This window comes from uncultured Faecalibaculum sp. (genome assembly GCF_910588395.1).
GTDB lineage: Bacteria > Bacillota_I > Bacilli_A > Erysipelotrichales > Erysipelotrichaceae > Faecalibaculum.
The window spans coordinates 19,319-38,381 of sequence record NZ_CAJUPA010000012.1; the positions used below are offsets into that span (position 1 = coordinate 19,319).

At 53.5% G+C, this 19,063-nt stretch carries 19 protein-coding genes and 1 pseudogene; 2 read left to right on the forward strand and 18 right to left on the reverse strand.

The window, feature by feature from the left end; all coding sequences use genetic code 11:
* Window positions 1-27 precede the first annotated feature (27 nt).
* From QZ305_RS04600 to hslO, 4 genes are all read right to left on the reverse strand, one after another.
* A complete protein-coding gene (locus QZ305_RS04600) occupies window positions 28-618 on the reverse strand; it encodes a class I SAM-dependent methyltransferase (protein ID WP_294730439.1) in 591 nt (196 codons plus the stop codon).
* 62 nt (window positions 619-680) lie between these two features.
* Window positions 681-2,564, reverse strand: a complete 1,884-nt coding sequence (glgB, locus tag QZ305_RS04605; protein ID WP_294730440.1) for a 1,4-alpha-glucan branching protein GlgB — start codon at window positions 2,562-2,564, stop codon at window positions 681-683.
* A 71-nt stretch (window positions 2,565-2,635) separates the two neighbouring features.
* Window positions 2,636-3,706, reverse strand: coding sequence for a tRNA dihydrouridine synthase DusB (gene dusB, locus QZ305_RS04610; RefSeq protein ID WP_294730441.1), 1,071 nt, complete (start codon window positions 3,704-3,706; stop codon window positions 2,636-2,638).
* Window positions 3,699-4,583, reverse strand: a complete 885-nt coding sequence (gene hslO, locus QZ305_RS04615; protein WP_294730443.1) for an Hsp33 family molecular chaperone HslO — start codon at window positions 4,581-4,583, stop codon at window positions 3,699-3,701. The genes dusB and hslO overlap by 8 nt, the downstream gene beginning before the upstream one ends.
* 114 nt (window positions 4,584-4,697) lie before the next feature.
* On the opposite strand from hslO, the gene QZ305_RS04620 reads away from it, so the two are divergent.
* Complete coding sequence (locus QZ305_RS04620; RefSeq protein WP_294730445.1) at window positions 4,698-5,354, forward strand: phosphatase PAP2 family protein; 657 nt, start codon at window positions 4,698-4,700, stop codon at window positions 5,352-5,354.
* A 312-nt stretch (window positions 5,355-5,666) separates the two neighbouring features.
* Here the strand turns inward: QZ305_RS04620 and QZ305_RS04625 are convergent, their stop codons facing one another.
* The 4 genes and pseudogenes from QZ305_RS04625 to QZ305_RS04640 form a co-directional block, all read right to left on the reverse strand.
* Window positions 5,667-6,389 (reverse strand): ATP-binding protein, encoded by a 723-nt coding sequence (locus QZ305_RS04625; RefSeq protein ID WP_294730447.1) that lies wholly within the window; start codon window positions 6,387-6,389, stop codon window positions 5,667-5,669.
* Window positions 6,370-7,134: an ATP-binding protein gene (locus QZ305_RS04630; protein WP_294730448.1), complete on the reverse strand. Its 765-nt coding sequence runs from the start codon at window positions 7,132-7,134 to the stop codon at window positions 6,370-6,372. The genes QZ305_RS04625 and QZ305_RS04630 overlap by 20 nt, the downstream gene beginning before the upstream one ends.
* Before the next feature lie 200 nt (window positions 7,135-7,334).
* Window positions 7,335-8,465 (reverse strand): annotated as a pseudogene (locus QZ305_RS04635) (type II toxin-antitoxin system HipA family toxin).
* Window positions 8,437-8,733, reverse strand: a complete 297-nt coding sequence (locus QZ305_RS04640) for a helix-turn-helix domain-containing protein (protein WP_294730449.1) — start codon at window positions 8,731-8,733, stop codon at window positions 8,437-8,439. The pseudogene QZ305_RS04635 and the gene QZ305_RS04640 overlap by 29 nt, the downstream one beginning before the upstream one ends.
* A 223-nt stretch (window positions 8,734-8,956) precedes the next feature.
* Between QZ305_RS04640 and QZ305_RS04645 the strand changes: the two genes are divergently transcribed.
* Entirely contained in the window at window positions 8,957-9,985 is a 1,029-nt protein-coding gene (locus tag QZ305_RS04645) for a Fic family protein (RefSeq protein WP_294730450.1), read from the forward strand.
* 130 nt (window positions 9,986-10,115) lie between these two features.
* On the opposite strand, the gene ftsH is transcribed toward QZ305_RS04645, so the two are convergent.
* The 10 genes from ftsH to rnmV form a co-directional block, all read right to left on the reverse strand.
* Window positions 10,116-12,059 carry an ATP-dependent zinc metalloprotease FtsH gene (gene ftsH, locus QZ305_RS04650; protein WP_294730452.1) on the reverse strand — a complete coding sequence of 648 codons (1,944 nt, stop codon included), beginning with the start codon at window positions 12,057-12,059 and terminating at the stop codon, window positions 10,116-10,118.
* A gap of 6 nt (window positions 12,060-12,065) precedes the next feature.
* Window positions 12,066-12,614: a hypoxanthine phosphoribosyltransferase gene (gene hpt / locus QZ305_RS04655; protein ID WP_294730493.1), complete on the reverse strand. Its 549-nt coding sequence runs from the start codon at window positions 12,612-12,614 to the stop codon at window positions 12,066-12,068.
* Window positions 12,614-13,840 carry a tRNA lysidine(34) synthetase TilS gene (gene tilS / locus QZ305_RS04660; protein ID WP_294730454.1) on the reverse strand — a complete coding sequence of 409 codons (1,227 nt, stop codon included), beginning with the start codon at window positions 13,838-13,840 and terminating at the stop codon, window positions 12,614-12,616. The genes hpt and tilS overlap by 1 nt, the downstream gene beginning before the upstream one ends.
* 69 nt (window positions 13,841-13,909) lie before the next feature.
* Window positions 13,910-14,389, reverse strand: coding sequence for a hypothetical protein (locus QZ305_RS04665; protein ID WP_294730456.1), 480 nt, complete (start codon window positions 14,387-14,389; stop codon window positions 13,910-13,912).
* A gap of 186 nt (window positions 14,390-14,575) precedes the next feature.
* Window positions 14,576-15,640, reverse strand: a complete 1,065-nt coding sequence (locus QZ305_RS04670; protein WP_294730458.1) for an MraY family glycosyltransferase — start codon at window positions 15,638-15,640, stop codon at window positions 14,576-14,578.
* Window positions 15,633-16,580: a rod shape-determining protein gene (locus QZ305_RS04675; RefSeq protein ID WP_294730460.1), complete on the reverse strand. Its 948-nt coding sequence runs from the start codon at window positions 16,578-16,580 to the stop codon at window positions 15,633-15,635. Before QZ305_RS04675 ends, QZ305_RS04670 begins: the two co-directional genes overlap by 8 nt.
* Window positions 16,577-16,786, reverse strand: coding sequence for a DUF1146 domain-containing protein (locus QZ305_RS04680; protein ID WP_294730462.1), 210 nt, complete (start codon window positions 16,784-16,786; stop codon window positions 16,577-16,579). The genes QZ305_RS04675 and QZ305_RS04680 overlap by 4 nt, the downstream gene beginning before the upstream one ends.
* Window positions 16,783-17,667: a 4-(cytidine 5'-diphospho)-2-C-methyl-D-erythritol kinase gene (gene ispE, locus QZ305_RS04685; protein WP_294730463.1), complete on the reverse strand. Its 885-nt coding sequence runs from the start codon at window positions 17,665-17,667 to the stop codon at window positions 16,783-16,785. The genes QZ305_RS04680 and ispE overlap by 4 nt, the downstream gene beginning before the upstream one ends.
* Complete coding sequence (gene rsmA / locus QZ305_RS04690) at window positions 17,627-18,508, reverse strand: 16S rRNA (adenine(1518)-N(6)/adenine(1519)-N(6))-dimethyltransferase RsmA (protein ID WP_294730465.1); 882 nt, start codon at window positions 18,506-18,508, stop codon at window positions 17,627-17,629. Before rsmA ends, ispE begins: the two co-directional genes overlap by 41 nt.
* Window positions 18,483-19,046, reverse strand: coding sequence for a ribonuclease M5 (gene rnmV, locus QZ305_RS04695; protein WP_294730466.1), 564 nt, complete (start codon window positions 19,044-19,046; stop codon window positions 18,483-18,485). Before rnmV ends, rsmA begins: the two co-directional genes overlap by 26 nt.
* Between the last annotated feature and the right edge of the window lie 17 nt (window positions 19,047-19,063).

A 19,063-nucleotide genomic window follows, 5' to 3' on the forward strand; every position in this document is an offset into this window, starting at 1 on the left:
GGATTGACGGAACAGCGAAGCTGACCGTCAATCTGTCTGAGATTCCCGGCTGACCTTCAGCACCCAGAACCCCTTGTCCCGGTTCACCCGCTGCACCTGACAGCCCAGGTCCTCCAGATGCTTCATGGCACTTTTCACCCCATGGTCCTTGCGCATCACGATCCACAGAACACCCTGTTCCTTCAGTGCCTGCACACACTCCGCCAGCAGCCGGTATACCGTTTCCTTCCCCGTGCGGATCGGCGGATTGATCAGAATGTTTGCATACCCCTGACCCTGCACGCCATCTGCCACCAGCACCGTAACCGGCAGACCCCCGGTATTCTCCCGGGCCAGACCCGCGGCTTTTTCATTCACGTCCACCGCAGTCACCGGCACCTGCCACAGCGAAGCGATGACCTTCGCCACCGGACCGATTCCGCAGCCCATATCCAGCACCGGTCCCTGTCCATCGGCTTCCTGCAGAACAGTTTCCAGCAGCACCCGGGTGCCTTCATCCAGTTTGTCCTTCGAGAACACACCGGCATTGGATTTCATCGGAAACCGCCGGCCCGCCAGTTCAAACGAAAAGGAAGAAGGCACATCCGGTGTTTCTTCATTGGTATAGTAATGACTCATATTCCTGCCTCCTGAAAACAGCCGCAGTTTCCTGCGGCTGCTTTTTCTCTGTTTCAAATCACTCAGGCTTTTTTGTCCGCCTGTTTCGCAGATTCTGCCTCCGGTGCTGCCACAGGAGCCGGTGTCGCTGCCTCAAAGATGCAGGCGCCCAGTGCCGGTACCGTCACCTCAAACAGGAACGGCTGGTTGTTCATGGGAACCTTCACGCTCCAGGCTGTCTGCGGATCGCTGCCAGCCATGCTGCCATTGTACTTTGCCCACTGGGTGTTCAGCACCTCGGTGAATTTTCCCCGGAAAGGAACCCCGAAGCGGTGCTTTACAGTGTTCGTGGAGAAGTTCAGCAGAATGACATAGGTTTTCTCTGCGGATTTGCGCATGTAGGAAAACAGGTTCTGAGAAGCGTTGTCCGCATCGATCCACTGGAAATTCATCGGATCATAGCCGTACCAGAACGCATTGTTTTCGCCATACAGGGCACCCAGATCCGCAAAGAACGTCTCGAATCCCGCATGCATCGGGTATTCCTTCAGGAACCAGTCGCAGCCGCGGCTCTCATCCCATTCCCGCATCATGCCGATTTCATTGCCCATGAAATTCAGCTTCTTGCCCGGGTGCGTGAACATGTAGGTGTACAGAGCCCTGGCCTGGGCGAACTTGTCCTCATAGCTGCCCCACATCTTGTCCACGATCGTGGCCTTGCCATGCACCACTTCATCATGGGACAGCGGCAGAATGAATTTCTCGCTGTAGAAATACGCCATGGAGAACGTGATGTCATTATGATGCCACTGACGGTAAATCGGATCCTTTTTCAGATAGGACAGCGTGTCGTTCATCCATCCCAGATCCCACTTGTAGTCAAAGCCCAGGCCGCCATCCAGCGTCGGTTTCGTCACATTGGGGAAATCCGAACTGTCTTCCGCAATCAGCATGACCCGGCCTTCCCACCGCTTGTTGATGGAGAAATTCAGCCGTTTCATGAAATCACAGGCACCTTCATTCACACCATTGCGCTTGTCCCCGTGCCAGAAAATCGCATTGGCGATCGCATCAAACCGCAGTCCGTCCATGTGATACACATCCAGCCAGAAATTGGCGGCACTCATCAGAAAGGAGCGGACTTCCTCTTTCCAGAGATCGAAGTTGTAGGTATCCCACTGGCTGTTGGCATCACCGGGATTGCTGTATTCATACAGCGGGGTGCCGTCAAAGCGGGCCAGCGCAAAATTATCCTTCACGAAGTGAACCGGCACAAAGTCCATGATAACACCGATGCCCGCCTCGTGCAGTTTGTTCACGAACTCCATCAGATCGCGGTTCGTTCCATAACGGGAGGTGCTGGAAAAGTACCCGGTGGACTGATAGCCCCAGGAACCGTCAAAGGGGAATTCCGACAGCGGCATCACTTCCACGTGGGTGAAATGATACTGGCGGCAGTGGTCGATCAGATCATCCACGATCTGGCTGTAGTGCATGAAGTCGTTGGGACCCATGTCCTCGTCCCGCTTCCAGGACCCGGCGTGCATTTCATAAATGTTCACCGGCTTGTCATAGCCCTTGGTCCGGGTCTTCATCCATTCCTGATCCGTCCAGCCCTCAAAGTCCAGATCTGCCACCACCGAAGCGGTATTCGGCCGCTTTTCGGAATAGAACGCGAAGGGATCCGCCTTGTCCACCACTTCATCCGTGGACTGCGTCACCCGGTACTTGTAGCCGTCTCCGGGTTTTGCTTCCTTCACCGTCACCGACCAGATGCCCTTGTCGTCCATGACCATGGGCGTCTTCTCTTCTCCCCAGTCATTGAAGGCTCCCACCACATCGATTTCTTTGGCATGAGGCGCCCAGACACGGAACGTCACGCCGTCCTTGCCCGGGTGTGCCCCGAATATTTTATATGCCTCGATTTCGGAACCCTGGAAAAAGGGCGTCGTATTGAGTTTTTCCATATAAGAATGCTCCTCCTGTCATCAGGTCCATTTTAGCGCATTTGCGTCTCTCTTTGGGAAAGGAGCCGAGATTATGTAAGCGGTTTTTCGTCACTTCCGGGAATCTGTGAATTGACAACTGTCTCACACCGGTGCAGACCCGATTGTTCCCGCTGTCCCGACAGCTGTTCCTGATCCGCCTCCCACGCTGCCAGATACGCCTGAAGCACTTCTTCCAGCTCAGCCAGCGACTGAATCCGGCTCAGCCGGTCCTTGTATTTCTTCGCATGACGCAGCCCCTTGAGATACCAGGATGCCAGTCCCCGCATCTCCATCGCTGCCGTATGCTCCCCCTTGAGCTCCGCCAGCCCCCGGGCGTGTTCCATGCACAGTGCGATGCGCTCCGGCACGGTGAATGCATGTTTTGTCCCGAAATACGCGTCATTGCATTCCTGGATCAGAAACGGATTGCCCACGATTCCCCGGCCGATCATCACCGCATCACAGCCGGTTTCCTCCATCATCCGCAGGAAATCCTCCGGTGACTTCACATCCCCATTGCCGATCACCGGAATATCCACCGCTTCCTTCACCTTCCGGATCCAGCTCCAGTCCGCCTGCCCGCTGTACATCTGCGACCGGGTGCGTCCATGCACCGTAATGGCACTGGCGCCCGCGGCTTCACAGGCTCTGGCAAGTTCCACACAGTTTTTGTGGTCATTGTCGTACCCGATCCGCATCTTCACCGTCACCGGTTTCTTCACCGCGTCCACCACAGCCTTCACCAGCTTCGCCGCATGATCCGGATCGGTCATCAGCCAGCTCCCGGCATGGGCTTTGATGACTTTGTTCACCGGACACCCCATGTTGATGTCAATGATATCGCAGCCGGTTTCTTCATCCAGAAACTTCGCCGCGTGCACCACCGTATCGATGTCATGACCGAACACCTGAAACGACAGCGGATGCTCATCCGGATCCGATACACACATACCGCGGGTTTTCTCCGAATCGAACCACAGCGCCTTGTCCGACACCATCTCATTGCACACCAGCCCCGCACCGAACTTCCGGGCAATCCGCCGGAACGCCAGATTGGAGATCCCGGCCATGGGGGCCGCGATCACCGGCGACGGAATCTTCACACCGCCGATCTCAAGCATTCATTTTATCCAGGATCTTCTGCAGATCATCCCTGTCAAAATGGTATTCATCATTGCAGAAATTACACGTGATGGTGATCCCGTCATCCTGCCCCAGCAGATCTTCAATGTCCTTCTTCGGCAGCGTCATCAGCACTTTCTCCGTTTTCTGGCGGTCACAGTCACAGTGGAATGCAATGTCCCGGGTTTCCAGAATCTGTGCATCATCAAACATATCCTTCACCAGCTGATCCAGACTGGAATCATCGTATTCCTGCATCAGCGTGGACATCGGCTTCAGCCCCGCCAGCACATGCTCGCAGATCCGGATGTCTTCCTCCGTGGCATCCGGCAGCATCTGCAGCAGCATTGCTCCCGCGGATTCCACATTGCCATCCGTACCGATCTTCACACCCACACTCACCGCCGACGGCGTCTGCTCCGACATCGTGAAATAATATGCGAAATCCTCGCCGATCTCACCGGACTGCAGCTCGATCGTTCCCGTCCAGTTCTCCGCCATATGCAGGTCCTTGGTCACGGTCATCGTGCCGTCCCTGCCGACCACAGCCCCAACATCCAGCTTCCCCGGACCCTTGTACACATCCTCCACATGGGGATTCGACACAAAGCCCCGCACATTGCCATTGGCATAGGCATCCACAATGATCGAGCCGATAGGCCCGTGACCATTGATGGAAATCGTCAGCATCTCCTGATCGCTCTTGAGCATGCTGCCCATGATCGAGGCAATGGACAGCACCCGTCCCAGCGCCGCGCAGGCCGTGGGATGCAAATCAAAACGGTCCCTGGCCTCCTGCACCATATCTGTGGTTCTGTCCAGATAAACACGCACCCGTCCATCCAGGACCAGGGCCTTTACAAGCTGATCTTTCATGATCGTACCTCCCGGGTTGTCAGTCTTAACCATTCCTTATTATTGCGCAGTTGCGTCTGTTTTACGAACCGGACGATGATACAATGAAACAGCTGAAGGGAAATTCAAGGAAACATGAAGCAGAATACAATCACGAAGTTTCTCGCCGCAGCCGTCGTGCTGCTGCTGTTTGTGCTGTTCACCGTGTGCCTCACCGGCGTGGACCTGCGGCCTGTGGGACCGGAAAACTCCTATGTGGGCTTCGCCAGCCTCAACGACTGGGTCTTCAAACACCTGGGCACCAGCAGCCTCTGGGACAAGATCACGGACATCATCGCCCTGGCAGCCATAGCCCTGGCTGCCGTCTTCGGTGCCACCGGCATCTGGCAGTGGATGAAGGGCAAAAGCCTGAAAGCTGTGGATCCCTGTCTCATCGTGCTGGGCATTTTCTACATCATGATGGCAGCATTCTATCTGGCATTCGAGTTCATTGTCATCAACTACCGCCCCGTGCTCGTGGACGGCGCACTGGAAGCCAGCTACCCCAGCAGTCACACCTTTGTCACACTGTTCATCTTCTTCTCTGCACTCCCCGTCACCAACCGCCTGGTGAAAAACCAGTCCCGGCGCATGTGGATCAACGTGACGCTGATCCTGCTGTCAATCATCATGGTCGTTGGGCGTGTGCTCTCCGGCATGCACTGGACCAGCGATGTGGTCGGTGCGTTCCTGCTGGCCCTGGGCATGGCGCTGCTCTATGACGCGTTTGTGCTGTGGTGGCGTGTGGAATAACGACTCACGGAATATTGCAGAAAGGCTCTCATGTGGATGCATGGGAGCCTTTTTGAATGGGTGAATGATGCCGATGGACCTGCGGTCCTGACAGGGCGGGAAAATGAGAGTGGACAGGGGAGCGTGCAATCGTACTCTATTCGTTCGATTCGTACTCTATTCATATTCTAATCGTACTCATCATTCTCAATTCGTATTCTCATTGCTCCCAGGAAACAATTAGATTGGCTTGACAGTAATCAGGTCTTTCCAGACAAGCTGGAATGGGGACCTATATGCAGTATGCAAAACAAGAGTGTCCCCACATTGAGATCAGCTCTCAGATTTGTTAACCAGTTCATATGTTGTCAGCCGTCCTCCTTTGGCTCCCTTTCTTATTTTATTGTCAGCCAGCAGCGGATTAATAACGTATTTTAAGAAACTTCCCCGTGATTGATAGGATGAGGCCTCTTGCAGCTCTTTCGGCGCCATCGGGCCATCGCAAAGCAATTGAACAATCTTTCTCTGATCTTCCGTTACTGATTCGTCTTCTTCAATCACAGCATCAAAATCAGCCAGATTCTCATTGTCAGTGGAATTCCCATATAGAAGATCAAAAAGCGTCAGTTTGAGAAATCCGGGATAAGAAGCTACGATTGGCTGTTTTTCAGGTTCTGCCTGCCTGTATGAACCAGCAATAGTCTGAAATCCTGTACCACCGCGTTCCATCAAATTGGCAACATCCAGACAGGCCGCAATCGTCTGATTCCTCCGGATGGAAGGAATAGATCCCACAGGATACTGTTCATAAGGTTTTGGAAGCAGCCAGGACCCTGGGGAAACAACCTCAATTCTGTCCTGATAAATATCCACGTCTATTTGAGTCCCCATAATGGAGTAATCTCTGTGAGCTATTGCGTTTACCAGTACCTCCCGAACAGCTTCCCTGGGATAGGAACGTATTTCTTCTCTGCCACCTTCCGAAGTTTTTTTCCATCCAATTTTTGTATTTCTTTCTATAAAAGTGAGAGCATTATCAAATACATCCAGCAGCAAAAGTGAGAGCATTATCAAATACATCCAGCAGCGGACCAGTATATCTGCCGGTGTCCAGAACCTCCCCTGCTTTATTGCTTCCCCTCCAAAGCCTGCAGGTAATCATGGAATCAGGATCATTGTAATCATTTTTAAACATCAACAATCCTGTAGTAGCATACCCGTCTTTCGAAACAATTTGTTCGTTTTGAAGTTCCTTCTCGTCAGGAAGACTGTTATTTTTTCTGTATTGTCCACAAACAGTAAGATACCTGCTCCATTCTTTTTTATCATAAGGCACATCGCTCACTGAATTGTCCACTCCATGTTTTTTTCTGGACAGAGAGACAATTTCTTCCGGACTTGCCGGTGTGGTATAACCATCTCCCTTTACATACACTGTTTCATTGAAATCTCCATCCCTGTACCTGACAACAGAATCAGACAGGAAAACCTTTATAGCCAGAATAAACCGTTCCGCATCATTATCCACACTGCGCATCGAAAATGCGTATTTCGCATGTGGGAAAATATGTCTGTCATTGATTTGGACAACAAGATTTTTCATCTTGTCAATCTCTTCAATGGATAATCCAAATGCATCCCGATTATCGTTCACACCGACAAATATGATTCCACCTTCACCGTTCGCGAATCTCACAATAGTTTTGGCCCACTTCAAAGGATTATCCTGAGACAAGACAGTTTTCAGCTCATAATTCAAGTCTTCGGTTATGACATCTGGATATAATTCTGTGATTTTCATGGTACATTCCTCATGGTTATCCTGTCTGATCAGGATGTTCTTTCTCTGTTCATACTTATTCGCTCTTCAATCATACTCCATTCATACTCTAATCATTCCCTATTCTTACTCTATTCATATTCTAATCGTACTCACCGTTCTCAATTCGTCCTCTAATTGCTCTCGGAAAATGATTCGCTTGAAGGAATAGATGTACAATTTCAAGACCATTTCAAATAGATACCCAGTTCCTTTTCCGTTCTCTGGCGGATACTTTCTGCTCTCTCCGCTGCTTCCTGAAGATCCAGTCCAGCCTGATCCGCTGCAGCCAGCAGTTCCTCCATATCCGGATCTTTTCCATTTCCATGAATCATGGTGGCATGTTCTCCACCCATGGAATTTGACCAGGTCAAATCATATGCAGGAGCCAGTTCCCAGTGGTCCTGCAGATACAGAAATGAAAAATTATTGGAGTGATCATCCCTGTTGTGAGCGAACACATTGAAACACATGAGAGAAAACATCTGCCAGACTTCCTCCCTGGATCTGGTAAGCAGCCAGGTAAGTTTCAGCAGCAGATCATAATCCAGACTTGGAATGCGATGACTGGTTTCAAGGAGACCGGAGACAGAAATCATATGGATTTTCTCTGTACTGTTTCTGTCAAAGCGCCTGGAAGCAAAATACCCGCTTCATCTGTCGGAAGGAAACAGCTTCGTTTCCGCAACTCTCAGACCGCAGGCTTTGGCGCATTGATGGTAATCATACTCCATCTGGCAGACATTTTTCAGGTCCGTGGAAGCAGGAAACTTCACGATCCATTCTTCGTTGTCCACCGTAATATTCACTTTCGGTCTGGCGCCGCCGGAAGAACCCGCATGGTCATATAACACATCCAGGTTATCCGATGAAGATCCATTCAGTATTTCCTGAACCGCTTCAGCCAGTTCATCCAGGGATTTCCGGCTGTCAACTGCATTTTCCAGAAGCCAGACCGGTCGATATTCCAGGGCCCCTTTTCCACTGTTTCCCAGAATGGAAAGCCGTTGCAGGACTGTCAGCGACTCCAGAACAATCCCCTTCTCCCGCAGCATCCAATCTGTCAGCAGCTGCCCCCAGCCATCCGGGAGACTGTCCGCAAACACACCAAACAATCCATCAAACAAAAGCGGATTTTTGGGTGCAAACAATCCAGGTCTCAGTGGCAGAGAAAGCGGACTGATGGAAAATCCCGTTTCAATCCATTTCGGATCGTATTCGAAAACCACCAGATTCCTGTCATCCAGGGCCAGTGTTCCCACTTTTTTCTCGTTCAGGAATACTTCAAGACTTTCGATGTCTGCGACGTGCATCTATAACCTCCTGAATACTTGTATATTTCTTTTTCGTGAACAGCGCTTCGATATCCTCCAGACTGTCCAGTACATGCGCCACCCGGCAGAGAGAGGAAAATGCGATTTCTCCCGTCTGTTCAAACCGCTTGTAGGAACTCAGAGACATCCCGCTGCGACGTGCCAGCTCTGCCTGGGTATACCGGAGTTCTTTTCGCCTCTGGCGGCAGCGCTTTGCGACTTCCTGCTGAGCTTCTTCCGGCGTATGAAATAGGGAAAGGTCTATCATAGTTCATATTTTATCCTTTTTCGGGAATACAGGCAGTTTTAGCTCATATATGAGCTGTTTTAGTGTGTTTGACGGTTAGTACAATCAGAATGAAAAGAGTGTCTTCCCAATCAGAAAGGCACTATAGGTATGATTGCTCTCTATTATTTACCTGCCTCATTTCAAGGTAAAATGAGGCAGAAAAGATAAAGGAATTTGAATGCGCAACTTCGAATACAAAGAATTGAGTACAAAACTCCTGACACCGGCGATTGTCAAGCAGCTTTTGGAAATCCATGAACATAAAGGCAGGCAGGAACAATATCTGGCTGCTCCTTCCAAACTGCTTTCCTTCCTGCTGAAAATTGCTGTCATTCAAAGCACACGATCCTCCAACAGGATTGAAGGAATTGTGGCTGCAGACCGCCGGCTGAAGGAGATCGTGAAGATGGATACAGCGCCGGTCAATCGCTCTGAATCAGAAATCGCCGGATATCGAAAAGCTCTTTCTCTGATTCACGAGAGCTATGAGTATATTGAACCCAAACCAGGTGTCATTCTTCAGCTTCACCGGATTCTGTATTCCTTTCTGACAAATGAAGGAGGCTCCTGGAAAAACAGCGACAATATCATCGAAGAAAAAGATGCGCAGGGTATCAGCCACGTTCGTTTTACTCCCGTACCAGCTTTCCAGACACCGGAAACCATGGAACAGATGTGTCAGGCCCTCGCATCTGCCTGGGATGATCCGAAGACTGATCAGCTGCTGCTGATTCCACTCTTCATTCTGGACTTCCTCTCCATTCATCCTTTCAACGACGGAAACGGCCGTATGAGCCGCCTGCTTACTCTGCTCTTTCTGTATCGGGCAGGTTACATCTCCGGCAAATACATCAGTCTGGAGCATCTGATTGAAAGCTCCAAAGAAACCTACTATTCATCTCTGAAAGACTCCTCTGCCAGCTGGCATGACAATCTGAATTCCTATGTGGAGTTCACAGAGTATCTTCTGGGAATCATTCTGCGTTCTTATCAGGGACTCGAATCCCGGGTCAGACTGTCACAGGACCGTACTCTCTCCAAACCTGCCCGGGTGGAGCAGGTTATCCGAAACCAGATTCAACCGATATCAAAACGGAAACTGCTGGAGGTTATGCCGGATATTAGCACATCCACCGTTGAACGGACTTTGGGAAGTCTTCTGAAAGAAGGAAAAATCATCAAAACAGGAAAAGGAAGAGGGACAAAATATTATTTCAGCAACCAGGATTGATTCACTTATTCGCCCGTTATCTGCCTCATTTCATTCTTTTCTGCCTCATTTGACCCCAAAATGAGGCAGAAAAACCGTTTTTGGGCAGAAAAAAGGAGAGAAACCACTATGAGTCTCTCTCCCTGTCTGCTTATCGCTTTGTCAGCTCATCCAGAGCCTTGTTGATGTCTTTCTGATCAATGGTCTTGGGAATCGGAGGCTGCTCGACAGTCTCCTTTTTCGTTTCCACAACTTCCACCGTGATCGGCGCATTGGGATCTGTCAGCTGTCCGTACTTCATCAGGTTGGTGATTTCCTCGTTGGTCAGCGTCTCGTGTTCAAAGAGATTGTTCGCAATGAGATCCAGCAGTGCACGGTTCTCTGTCAGGATGCGCTTGCATTCCTTGTGACAGGAATTCACAATGTCCCGCACCTCTTTGTCGATCTCTTCCGCCACACCGGCAGAATAGTTGGCGCCCTGGGTATAGTCCCGTCCCAGGAAGACATTTCCCTGAGGATCCGCATACTGAATCGGACCCAGGCTGGACATGCCATAGACCCGGACCATATTCTTGGCGATTTCCGTCAGTCGTTCAATATCGTTGACCGCACCTGCACTGATTTCACCGAATACGATTTCCTCCGCCGTGCGTCCGCCCAGCAGACCGGTGATCTGCGCCACAAACTCACTGCGCTTGTGGAAATACTTCTCCTCCCTGGGCGTCATGAGGTTGTAGCCGCCTGCTTCTCCGCGGGGAATGATGGTGACTTTCTGCACCATATCCGCGTCTTCCACTTTCAGACCAATGACCGCATGTCCGGCTTCATGGTAGGAAACCAGCCACTTGTCCTTCTCTGTATATTTCTTGGATTTCTTTGCCGGACCCATCATGACCCGGTCAATGGCTTCGTCCAGGTCATTCATGGTAATGGCGGTTTCCTTGTTCCGCACCGCCAGAATGGCACCTTCGTTCAGAACGTTGGCCAGATCCGCGCCGGAGAATCCGGGGGTCCGCTTCGCCAGATTTTCCAGCGTCACATCCGGAGCCAGACTTTTGTTCCGGGCATGAACTTCCAGAATCTCCCGGCGGCCTTTGACATCCGGCAGGTTGACCGTGATCTTCCGGTCAAACCGGCCGCTTCGCTGCAGAGCCGGGTCCAATACATCCGGCCGGTTGGTGGCAGCAATGACCACAATGCCGTTGTTGTCTTCCATGCCGTCCATTTCCACCAGCAGCTGGTTCAGTGTCTGTTCCCGTTCATCGTTACCGCCGCCCATGCCGGCACCACGCTGACGGCCCACCGCATCGATTTCATCAATAAAGAGAATGCAGGGAGCGCTTTTCGCGGCAGTCTTGAACATATCCCGGACACGGCTGGCGCCGGTTCCCACAAACATTTCCACGAAATCAGAACCGGAGATGGAGTAGAACGGCACATTGGCTTCGCCTGCCACCGCTTTGGCCAGCAGCGTTTTACCGGTACCGGGAGGACCCACCATCAGCACACCCTTGGGAATGTGAGCGCCCATATCCGTGAATTTCTTGGGAGAGCGCAGATACTCGATGATCTCCTTGACCTCTTCCTTTTCCTCTTCACAGCCGGCTACATCCTTGAACCGGGTCTTCACATTGGATTCCACCCGGGCTTTGGATTTGGAAAACTCGAAGGCTTTGTTGTTGCCTCCGGCACCGCCCATTTTGGTGAACATGTAGTAGAAGAAAACACCCACCAGCAGGAATGGAATCAGCTGTCCCAGAAGGGAAAGCCACATGCCGTTGGTGCTGGGATCTTCCACCGTGATCTGGCCGCCGTCGGATGTCAGCCGCTCCTGCAGCCAGGCCATGTTCTCATCGGTGTTGGGAACCAGAACCGAGTAGCTGACGGTTCTGTCTCCGGTTTTGTATGTGCCCTCCACGTTGATCACCGTGGAGGAAATCGTCAGCTGCGAATCCTGAAAATCAGTGCTCTCCGGCAGTTTCTGAAATTCCGTGTAGTTCATCCGGACAGTGCTGCCGGTGGAACTGTACGCAATCAGCGATATGACGATGGTGATGATGAAAATCGTAGGCAGATAATTCAGCCATTTCTTCATTCGCCGTTATTCCCCCTGTTCATATATTTCGGGTTTCAGAATGCCAATGTACGGCAGGTTCCGGTAGCGCTGGTTGTAGTCCAGTCCGAATCCCACCACAAATTCATTGGGTACCTGAAAGCCCACGTAATCGGCTTCAATGTCCACAACCCGGCGCTCGGGTTTGTCCAGAAGCGCGACAACTTCCACGTTTTCGGCTCCCTTGTTGCGGAACATCTGTTTTACGGCTTCCAGTGTGCGGCCGGTGTCCACAATGTCTTCCACCAGCAGCACGTCACGGTTCACCGTGGACAGGTCCATATCCATGTCAATGCGCACATCTCCGATGGATTTGGTTCCCTGATAGGAGCTGACTTTCATAAATGCGATTTCCACAGGCATGGTAAAGCGCTTCATGAGTTCCGCCATGAAGGGAACGCTTCCCTTGAGGAGTCCCACCACAATAGGGATGCGGCCCTTGGCAAGATAATCGGCCTGTATCTGTGCTGCCAGTTCGCGGCAGCGTTCTGCGATCTGTTCTTCTGTCAGCAGAACTTCCTGTATATCCTGGGTGATCATACTTGTTTCTCCTTGAAAGTTACATTTTTGATTTTATCATGAACGGTTGCTGGTGAAAACTGCCGGAAACAGAAGGTCTGACCTCCTGCAAAATGATGCCTGTCGCATCCCCATCCCGGGACATAAATGACCTTTCCTGCCCTGTTGACAACCACATACCACCGGCTCCGTTCCAGCCGGCTGATGTGGCGGTCGATAAAGAAGCGGCTGAGCTTTTTCCACCCAAACCGCATCTCCATCCCGTCTCCGGGGCGGGGACTGCGAATCGTCAGGGGGAAGTCCTCCGGCTGCACTGACAGCCGCTGCACCGGATCTGTTTCCGGCAGCCGGGCGGTGTTGTCCACCATCGGTAGCCGGCGCAGTTCCTCCGGAGTCTGTATTTCACAGGTTTGTATAGCCGCCAGCGGTTTCGATGCAGCCATGAGCCGGTCATCATGCCGCTCAATGAACCATTCCTGCAGTTCGCAGACACAGTTTTTCTGCAGCTGCCTGAACAGCTCCCGGGTCTGCCGCCCTGACAGATGGTTCCCTGTCTGCTGCCAGATCCAGGTTTCCAGCAAAGCCGGCCCATCTTCCTGCGAAAACAGATCCGCTGACGGATGATCCGCAAAAAAACATGCTGCGCGTCTTTGTTTTGCCAGCAGTCGGCGGTTGGCCAGACTGATTTCCCGCAGCAGGACGGGGCGCTCTTCTTCCTTCATCCCATGGCGGATCCGGTTGCGGGCATAGGCATCGGTGAGGTTGGATTCATCAATGCCAAAAGGCACCTGATTTCTGCGGCAGTAGTCTTCCAGATCCTGCTTTCTCCAGCCAAGCAGCGGCCGTTCAATGATCAGATCCTGCCGTTTCGTCCTGTATTTCAGGCCATACCAGTCGCACAGCATGCGTCGTTCCTTCTGAAACACAAAAGTCTCCAGCAGATCGTCCTGTTGGTGGGCCGTCAGAACGGTGCCGATGCCCTGCTTCCGGGCCTGTCGACAGAAAAACTCATACCGGACGTCCCGGGCCCAGGCCTGAAAATTCCCCGTTTCATAGTGGGGATACAGCACCGCCATGGCAATCCCGTGTTTCAGACAGTAATCCCGGACAATGTCTTCATCCCTTTGAGCAGTAGGGCGTTTCCGGTAATTCACATGACACACAAACAGTTCTGTGCCTTTTTTCCATTCCATATCCAGCAGCGCCATGGAATCCGGGCCGCCGGAGCATGCCAGCAGTTTCACGGACTCATCTTACACCACCAGCCTGTATCTGTGCGGGCTGCAGAAAACGAAAAAAGCACCCGAAGGTGCTCAGATGGTTTTGTGCAGACATTCGCTGATGTAGCGGGGGCTGTATTCATGCGCCAGGTGCAGTCTGACCTGCTCCAGGACTTCGTCGCCGGAGGTCCGGTTCCGGAAACACTCCGAGGTGATCAGCTGGGCGAATGCATCCGCATCCATTTCGCTTTCCAGACTGCTGCAGGTTCTCTCATCCGGATCCAGACAGCCCTGCAGCCGCCACTCATTGCGCTCCTGCCAGATGTGGCGGAGGGAATGGGCGATTTTGAAATACGCCTCCCGGTCATTCCGGTCCACATCCACATACAGCCGGCTCTGATGAGGCAGGCAGATCAGGGTGTTTCCGGCGTGGACCTGAAACGGCTGATCCAGAATCACATTGCCCTGCATGTCCACGAACCGTCCTTTTTCACGGATCATGACATCAGGCACTGGCATCTCCAGTACCCGGCAGACAAAACGGATATAGCGCGGACAGGGAATACTCAGCATGTTCTCTCTCTTTCTTTCCCGACTGCTCTGTACTAGCAGCAGCCTTCCGATGGATGTCCCGCCGGTTTTCCGGGAAAAGAAAACAGGATCGGGACCGGTCAGTTTTGACCTTGTTCTTCTCCTGTATTTAACCATTTATAAATCGTTCTGTCATTCTAACTGGCATGCTTGGCTTCTGTACCGGCATCAACGGGTGGGAAGCACCCGTTTGGCCATCCGTTTCATCCTGCGGTACAGCCCGATCAGCGGATGAAATTTCTCGCTGATCATCGCCGACTTCTCAATGAACAGCTCCACCACCACCAGAATCGCCAGCATGACGAAGAACCCCATGTTCCGGTTGAGCAGATACACATAAGCCGACAAACCGAACAGCGCTGTCAGACCGCACATGATCAGCACCGTGTTCCGGTGCCCGTATCGGGCCATCAGCAGGTGATGAATGTGGCTTTTGTCCGCCTGGGAAAACTTCATGCCTTTCAGCGTCCGGCGCAGGATCGCCGAAAGCGTGTCAATGATGGGAATCATCAGCAGCAGGATGGGGAGAGCCAGGGTCATGATGGTGCTGGATTTGAATCCCATCAGGGAGATGGCAGAGATCATGAAGCCCAGAAACAGCGAGCCGCAGTCTCCCATGAAAATGCTGGCGGGATAGGAATTGAACACGAGAAATCCCAGGGTGGCGCCGGCCAGCAGGAAGCAGATCGTGATCACGTCCGGGCGCCGGTCTATCATGGCCAGACAGCCGGTGACCACCAGAATGATCACCGACATGCCGCCGGCCAGACCGTCCAGACCATCAATCAGGTTTACGGCGTTGGTAATGCCGCAGACCCAGAGGATGGTGAAGAGAAAGGACACGAATCCGAAGTCAATCCGGATCCCGAAAGGCAGCCGCAGCACATCCACCTGCACGCCGCTGGCAATCAGCACCAGTGCCGCCACGGCTTCCAGGGCAAGTTTCACCACCGGTTTGATGTCAATGAGGTCATCCACCAGCCCGGTGAAAAACATCACGCTGCCACCGGCCAGGATTCCGAAGACGGCCCGGTCCGCATGAACGAACACCGCCGCGCAGATCATGAACGCCAGATAAATGGCCACACCGCCGATGCGGGAAATGAGGCCGTGGTGCACCGTGCGCTTGTTTTCCTGTGCGTAGGCTTTGCAGATGACAGAGTATTTTTTCACCAGCGGCGTGAGAGCCACGGAGATCAGAAACGGCAGTACATAGAGACTTGCTTCAGGCATCTTCCTGCTCCCTTCTAACCGGATATCCCAGGGTTTCCACCAGTGTCTGGGGAAGGCCGAAGCAGGAGGCCAGGGTGCCCCGCAGCGTCAGCCCTTCTGTCATGAACCGCTCCCGGGCTTCCAGACTGGCAGTTTCCAGCACACTGCCGGTCCAGGACACGATCTGGTCAATGACCGGCTTCATCCCGGGCCACAGGGACGAAGCCCGGATTTTGACAGTTTCATATTCCCCGTACCGGTTCATGCCGCTGACTTCCAGCAGCGGATTGTGTCCCTGCCACAAAGCCTGGGACGCGGCCAGCCGCAGAGCCCTGGCGTCTTCCAGATGCAGCAGACAGCGGGTCTGTCTGGCAGCGAGCTGCTGTATATCTTCATCCATGGCTCTGCCTCCGAAGAGAATGAACTGGCCTTTGACCAGTTTCCCGCCAATGAAAAGTCCCAGTTCCGTGCCGGCATAGCCGGTCTGAATCACCATCCGGGTGTCATTGGCCTGGAGCCGGGGCACAAACCGGACTTTTCTGGCGCCAGCCTCCAGTCCGGTTTTCTTCCACTGTTCTTTTTCTTCCTGGGTGATGTTCTGCCGGGTCCGGATTTCCAGGCAGGGAGACAGGAAGCGTTCAAAGGCTCCTGCCTGCCGCAGCAGCAGACTGATCAGTGCCGCGCTTTCCCGTCCGGGGCGTTCCTGATCAAAAGGATGCCACACTTTGTAGTTCCGGGGATTGTCGTAGAGCCGCTTCATGGCGTCTTCTCCCAGCCAGATCTGCCCGGCCTGGTCCTCTCCTGCCAGAGAGCGGACGGAGACAGTCCTGGGCAGGCCGGCAGTGCCTGGTGCCTCTGCTGCGGCAGCCGGGCTGCTGCTCTGGTCTGCGGCTCTGGCGGGCACATGCAGTGTGCAGACATCTGCACCGGGGTCCAGACTGTACCAGGTATCGAAAATCATCGCGAGAACCCGTTCAGCACCGTCAGGGAGAGAATGGCCTGGCTGGCCAGGTAACCCATGATCAGGGAAACCAGGAAGAGAAAGATCAGCGCTTTCTGCCGGTCCGGGTGTTTCCACAGCGCATCGAACCGCATGCCCCAAAGCGCGTAGAAAGACAGACCGAAACACACCAGAAACAGGGCAAACTGCAGCAGGGCGTAGCTCATGAGCGGCTCCTTCCTGATCCTCTGGTCCCGTGACTGCTTCCCGCGGTGACCACCTGCACAAAGGGATGGCGGTGCTTCAGCACCAGCGCGGCGTTTTCCAGCACCTCCTGATCCACGGAAAAGCCCATCATGGCGGAGCCGGATCCGGTCATCATTACCCGCACCAGGCCCAGTTCCGTCATTTCCTCCCGCAGGGATTCCAGTTCCGGCACCAGGGCCATCGCCGCGGGTTCCAGGCTGTTGACCATGGTGGACAGCAGCAGTTCCTCATTGCGGCTGACCAGCGCTTCTTCCACCATGTCAATGTCATGCATTTCCGTGCGGGATTCATGCCACTTTTCGAACGCCGCCGGGGTGCTGACGCCGGCTTCCGGCTTCACCAGCAGCAGATCGAATTCCCAGTCCGTGTCAATGGGATGGATGATCTCCCCGATTCCCTGCACCCGGCTGGTGCGCCCGGCAATGCAGAAAGGCACATCCGCACCGACCCGGGCACCCAGGGCGTACAAAGCGGATTCGGACAGACCCAGATGTTCCAGACGGTTCAGCGCCTTCATCAGCGCCGCGGCATCTGCGCTGCCCCCGGCCAGTCCAGCCTGCTCGGGGATGCGCTTGGTGACATGAATGTCATAGGCGCCGATGTTTTTTCCCTGCGCAGCTGCATAGTCCCGCAGCACCTCCAGGGCTCTGGTCAGGGTGTTGTCCGCCGGCAGCGGACTGTCGCAGGTGATGTGATCGGTCGAGGTGGAAGAAGGCGTGATTTCCAGGGTGTCTCTCAGAGACACCGGGGCCATGACCATATCCAGTTCGTGATACCCGTCCGCCCGCTGCCGCACCACGTCAAGGGCGAGGTTCACCTTTGCATTTGCGTATATCTTCATAATTCTCCTCATACAGGCGGATAAACGTGTCCAGATCCAGATTCTGAGCCCGGGCAGAGGAATCGATCCCGGCCCGTTCCAGAATGGCGGCGGTCAGTTCCTTGTCCTGCAGCCACTGCCGCAGGTTGTTGGAAATGGTTTTCCGGCGCTGCACAAAACAGGCTTTCACCATTTCGAGGAACAGCTTTTCGTCCCGCACAGGATGGTCTTTGATGAAATCGAAACGAACCACCGCCGAATCCACATTGGGCCGGGGGCTGAACACCTGCCGGGAGACATCCATGACTTTCTTCACATGGGTGCGGTAGCGGGTGATCACCGACAGGGCATTGTAGTCGGCTGTGCCCGGACCGGCGGTAAAACGGTCCGCCACTTCTTTCTGCATCATGGCTGTGACGCTGGAGATGTCCGCATCGGATTCAAACAGCCGGAACAGGATCGGTGTGGTGATGTAATAAGGAAGGTTGCTGGCAAAGCGCACGTTCTGCCCGGGTTTGCGGAACTGCGCGATGATGTCTTCCACCGGCGCATCCAGAAAATCCTGCAGGATCACAGTCAGATTGTCGGCTCCCAGTTCCGCCTGCAGGATCTCCGGCAGCCGGGGATCCACTTCGAAGGCCACCACCCGGTCGGCTTTTTCGCAGAGAAACTGAGTCAACGCCCCGATACCCGGACCGATTTCAAATACCAGATCGCCGGGATCGTCAATGGCGCTGCGGGCGATTTTCTCCACCACACCGGGTTCCGTGATGAAATTCTGTCCGAATTTCTTTTTGGCCTGCAGACCATAGCGGTCCTGAATTTCTCTTGTCCGTTTAACTGTGGCAATTGCTTCCTGCATCCTGCACCAGCCTTTCCGCTTCTTCTTTGGTGATTCCCAGCAGATTCATCCGCTTCCAGCAGGTCTTCGCGTTGCAGGGACCAAGATGGAACGCCCTGCAGGCTGCTTCCCGCTTTTTTCTGTCCCCGCAAAGGCCCAGGTCCAGAAACTCTGCCCAGGAAATCGTGTTTTCCGGCCGCTTTGTGAAGGTGACACAGGCAGCCAGAGCCGCTTCCAGATCTTCTTTCTGCGCATGTTCCACCCCGACTTTCCGGGTGGTTCTGGCTTTTGCCTTCAGGATGAACACCTGTCCGGCTTCCGGAACTGCCTCCATGATTTTCCGCCGGATTCGCTCTCCGGGCCCATCAGGATCTGTAAAGACGATGATGCCCCGGGTCCGGGCCGCTTCCCGAATCAGTTCCAGGGTCTCCGGACTCAGCCTGCCGCCGTCTGTTTCGATGGTATCGCAGTCAAAACAGCTTTTTAGCCGGGCTGTATCATTTTTTCCTTCCACCACAATGACCTGTGAAATGTGGGTCAACGGTTCACTTTTCTCCATAAACGGCACTCCTTTTC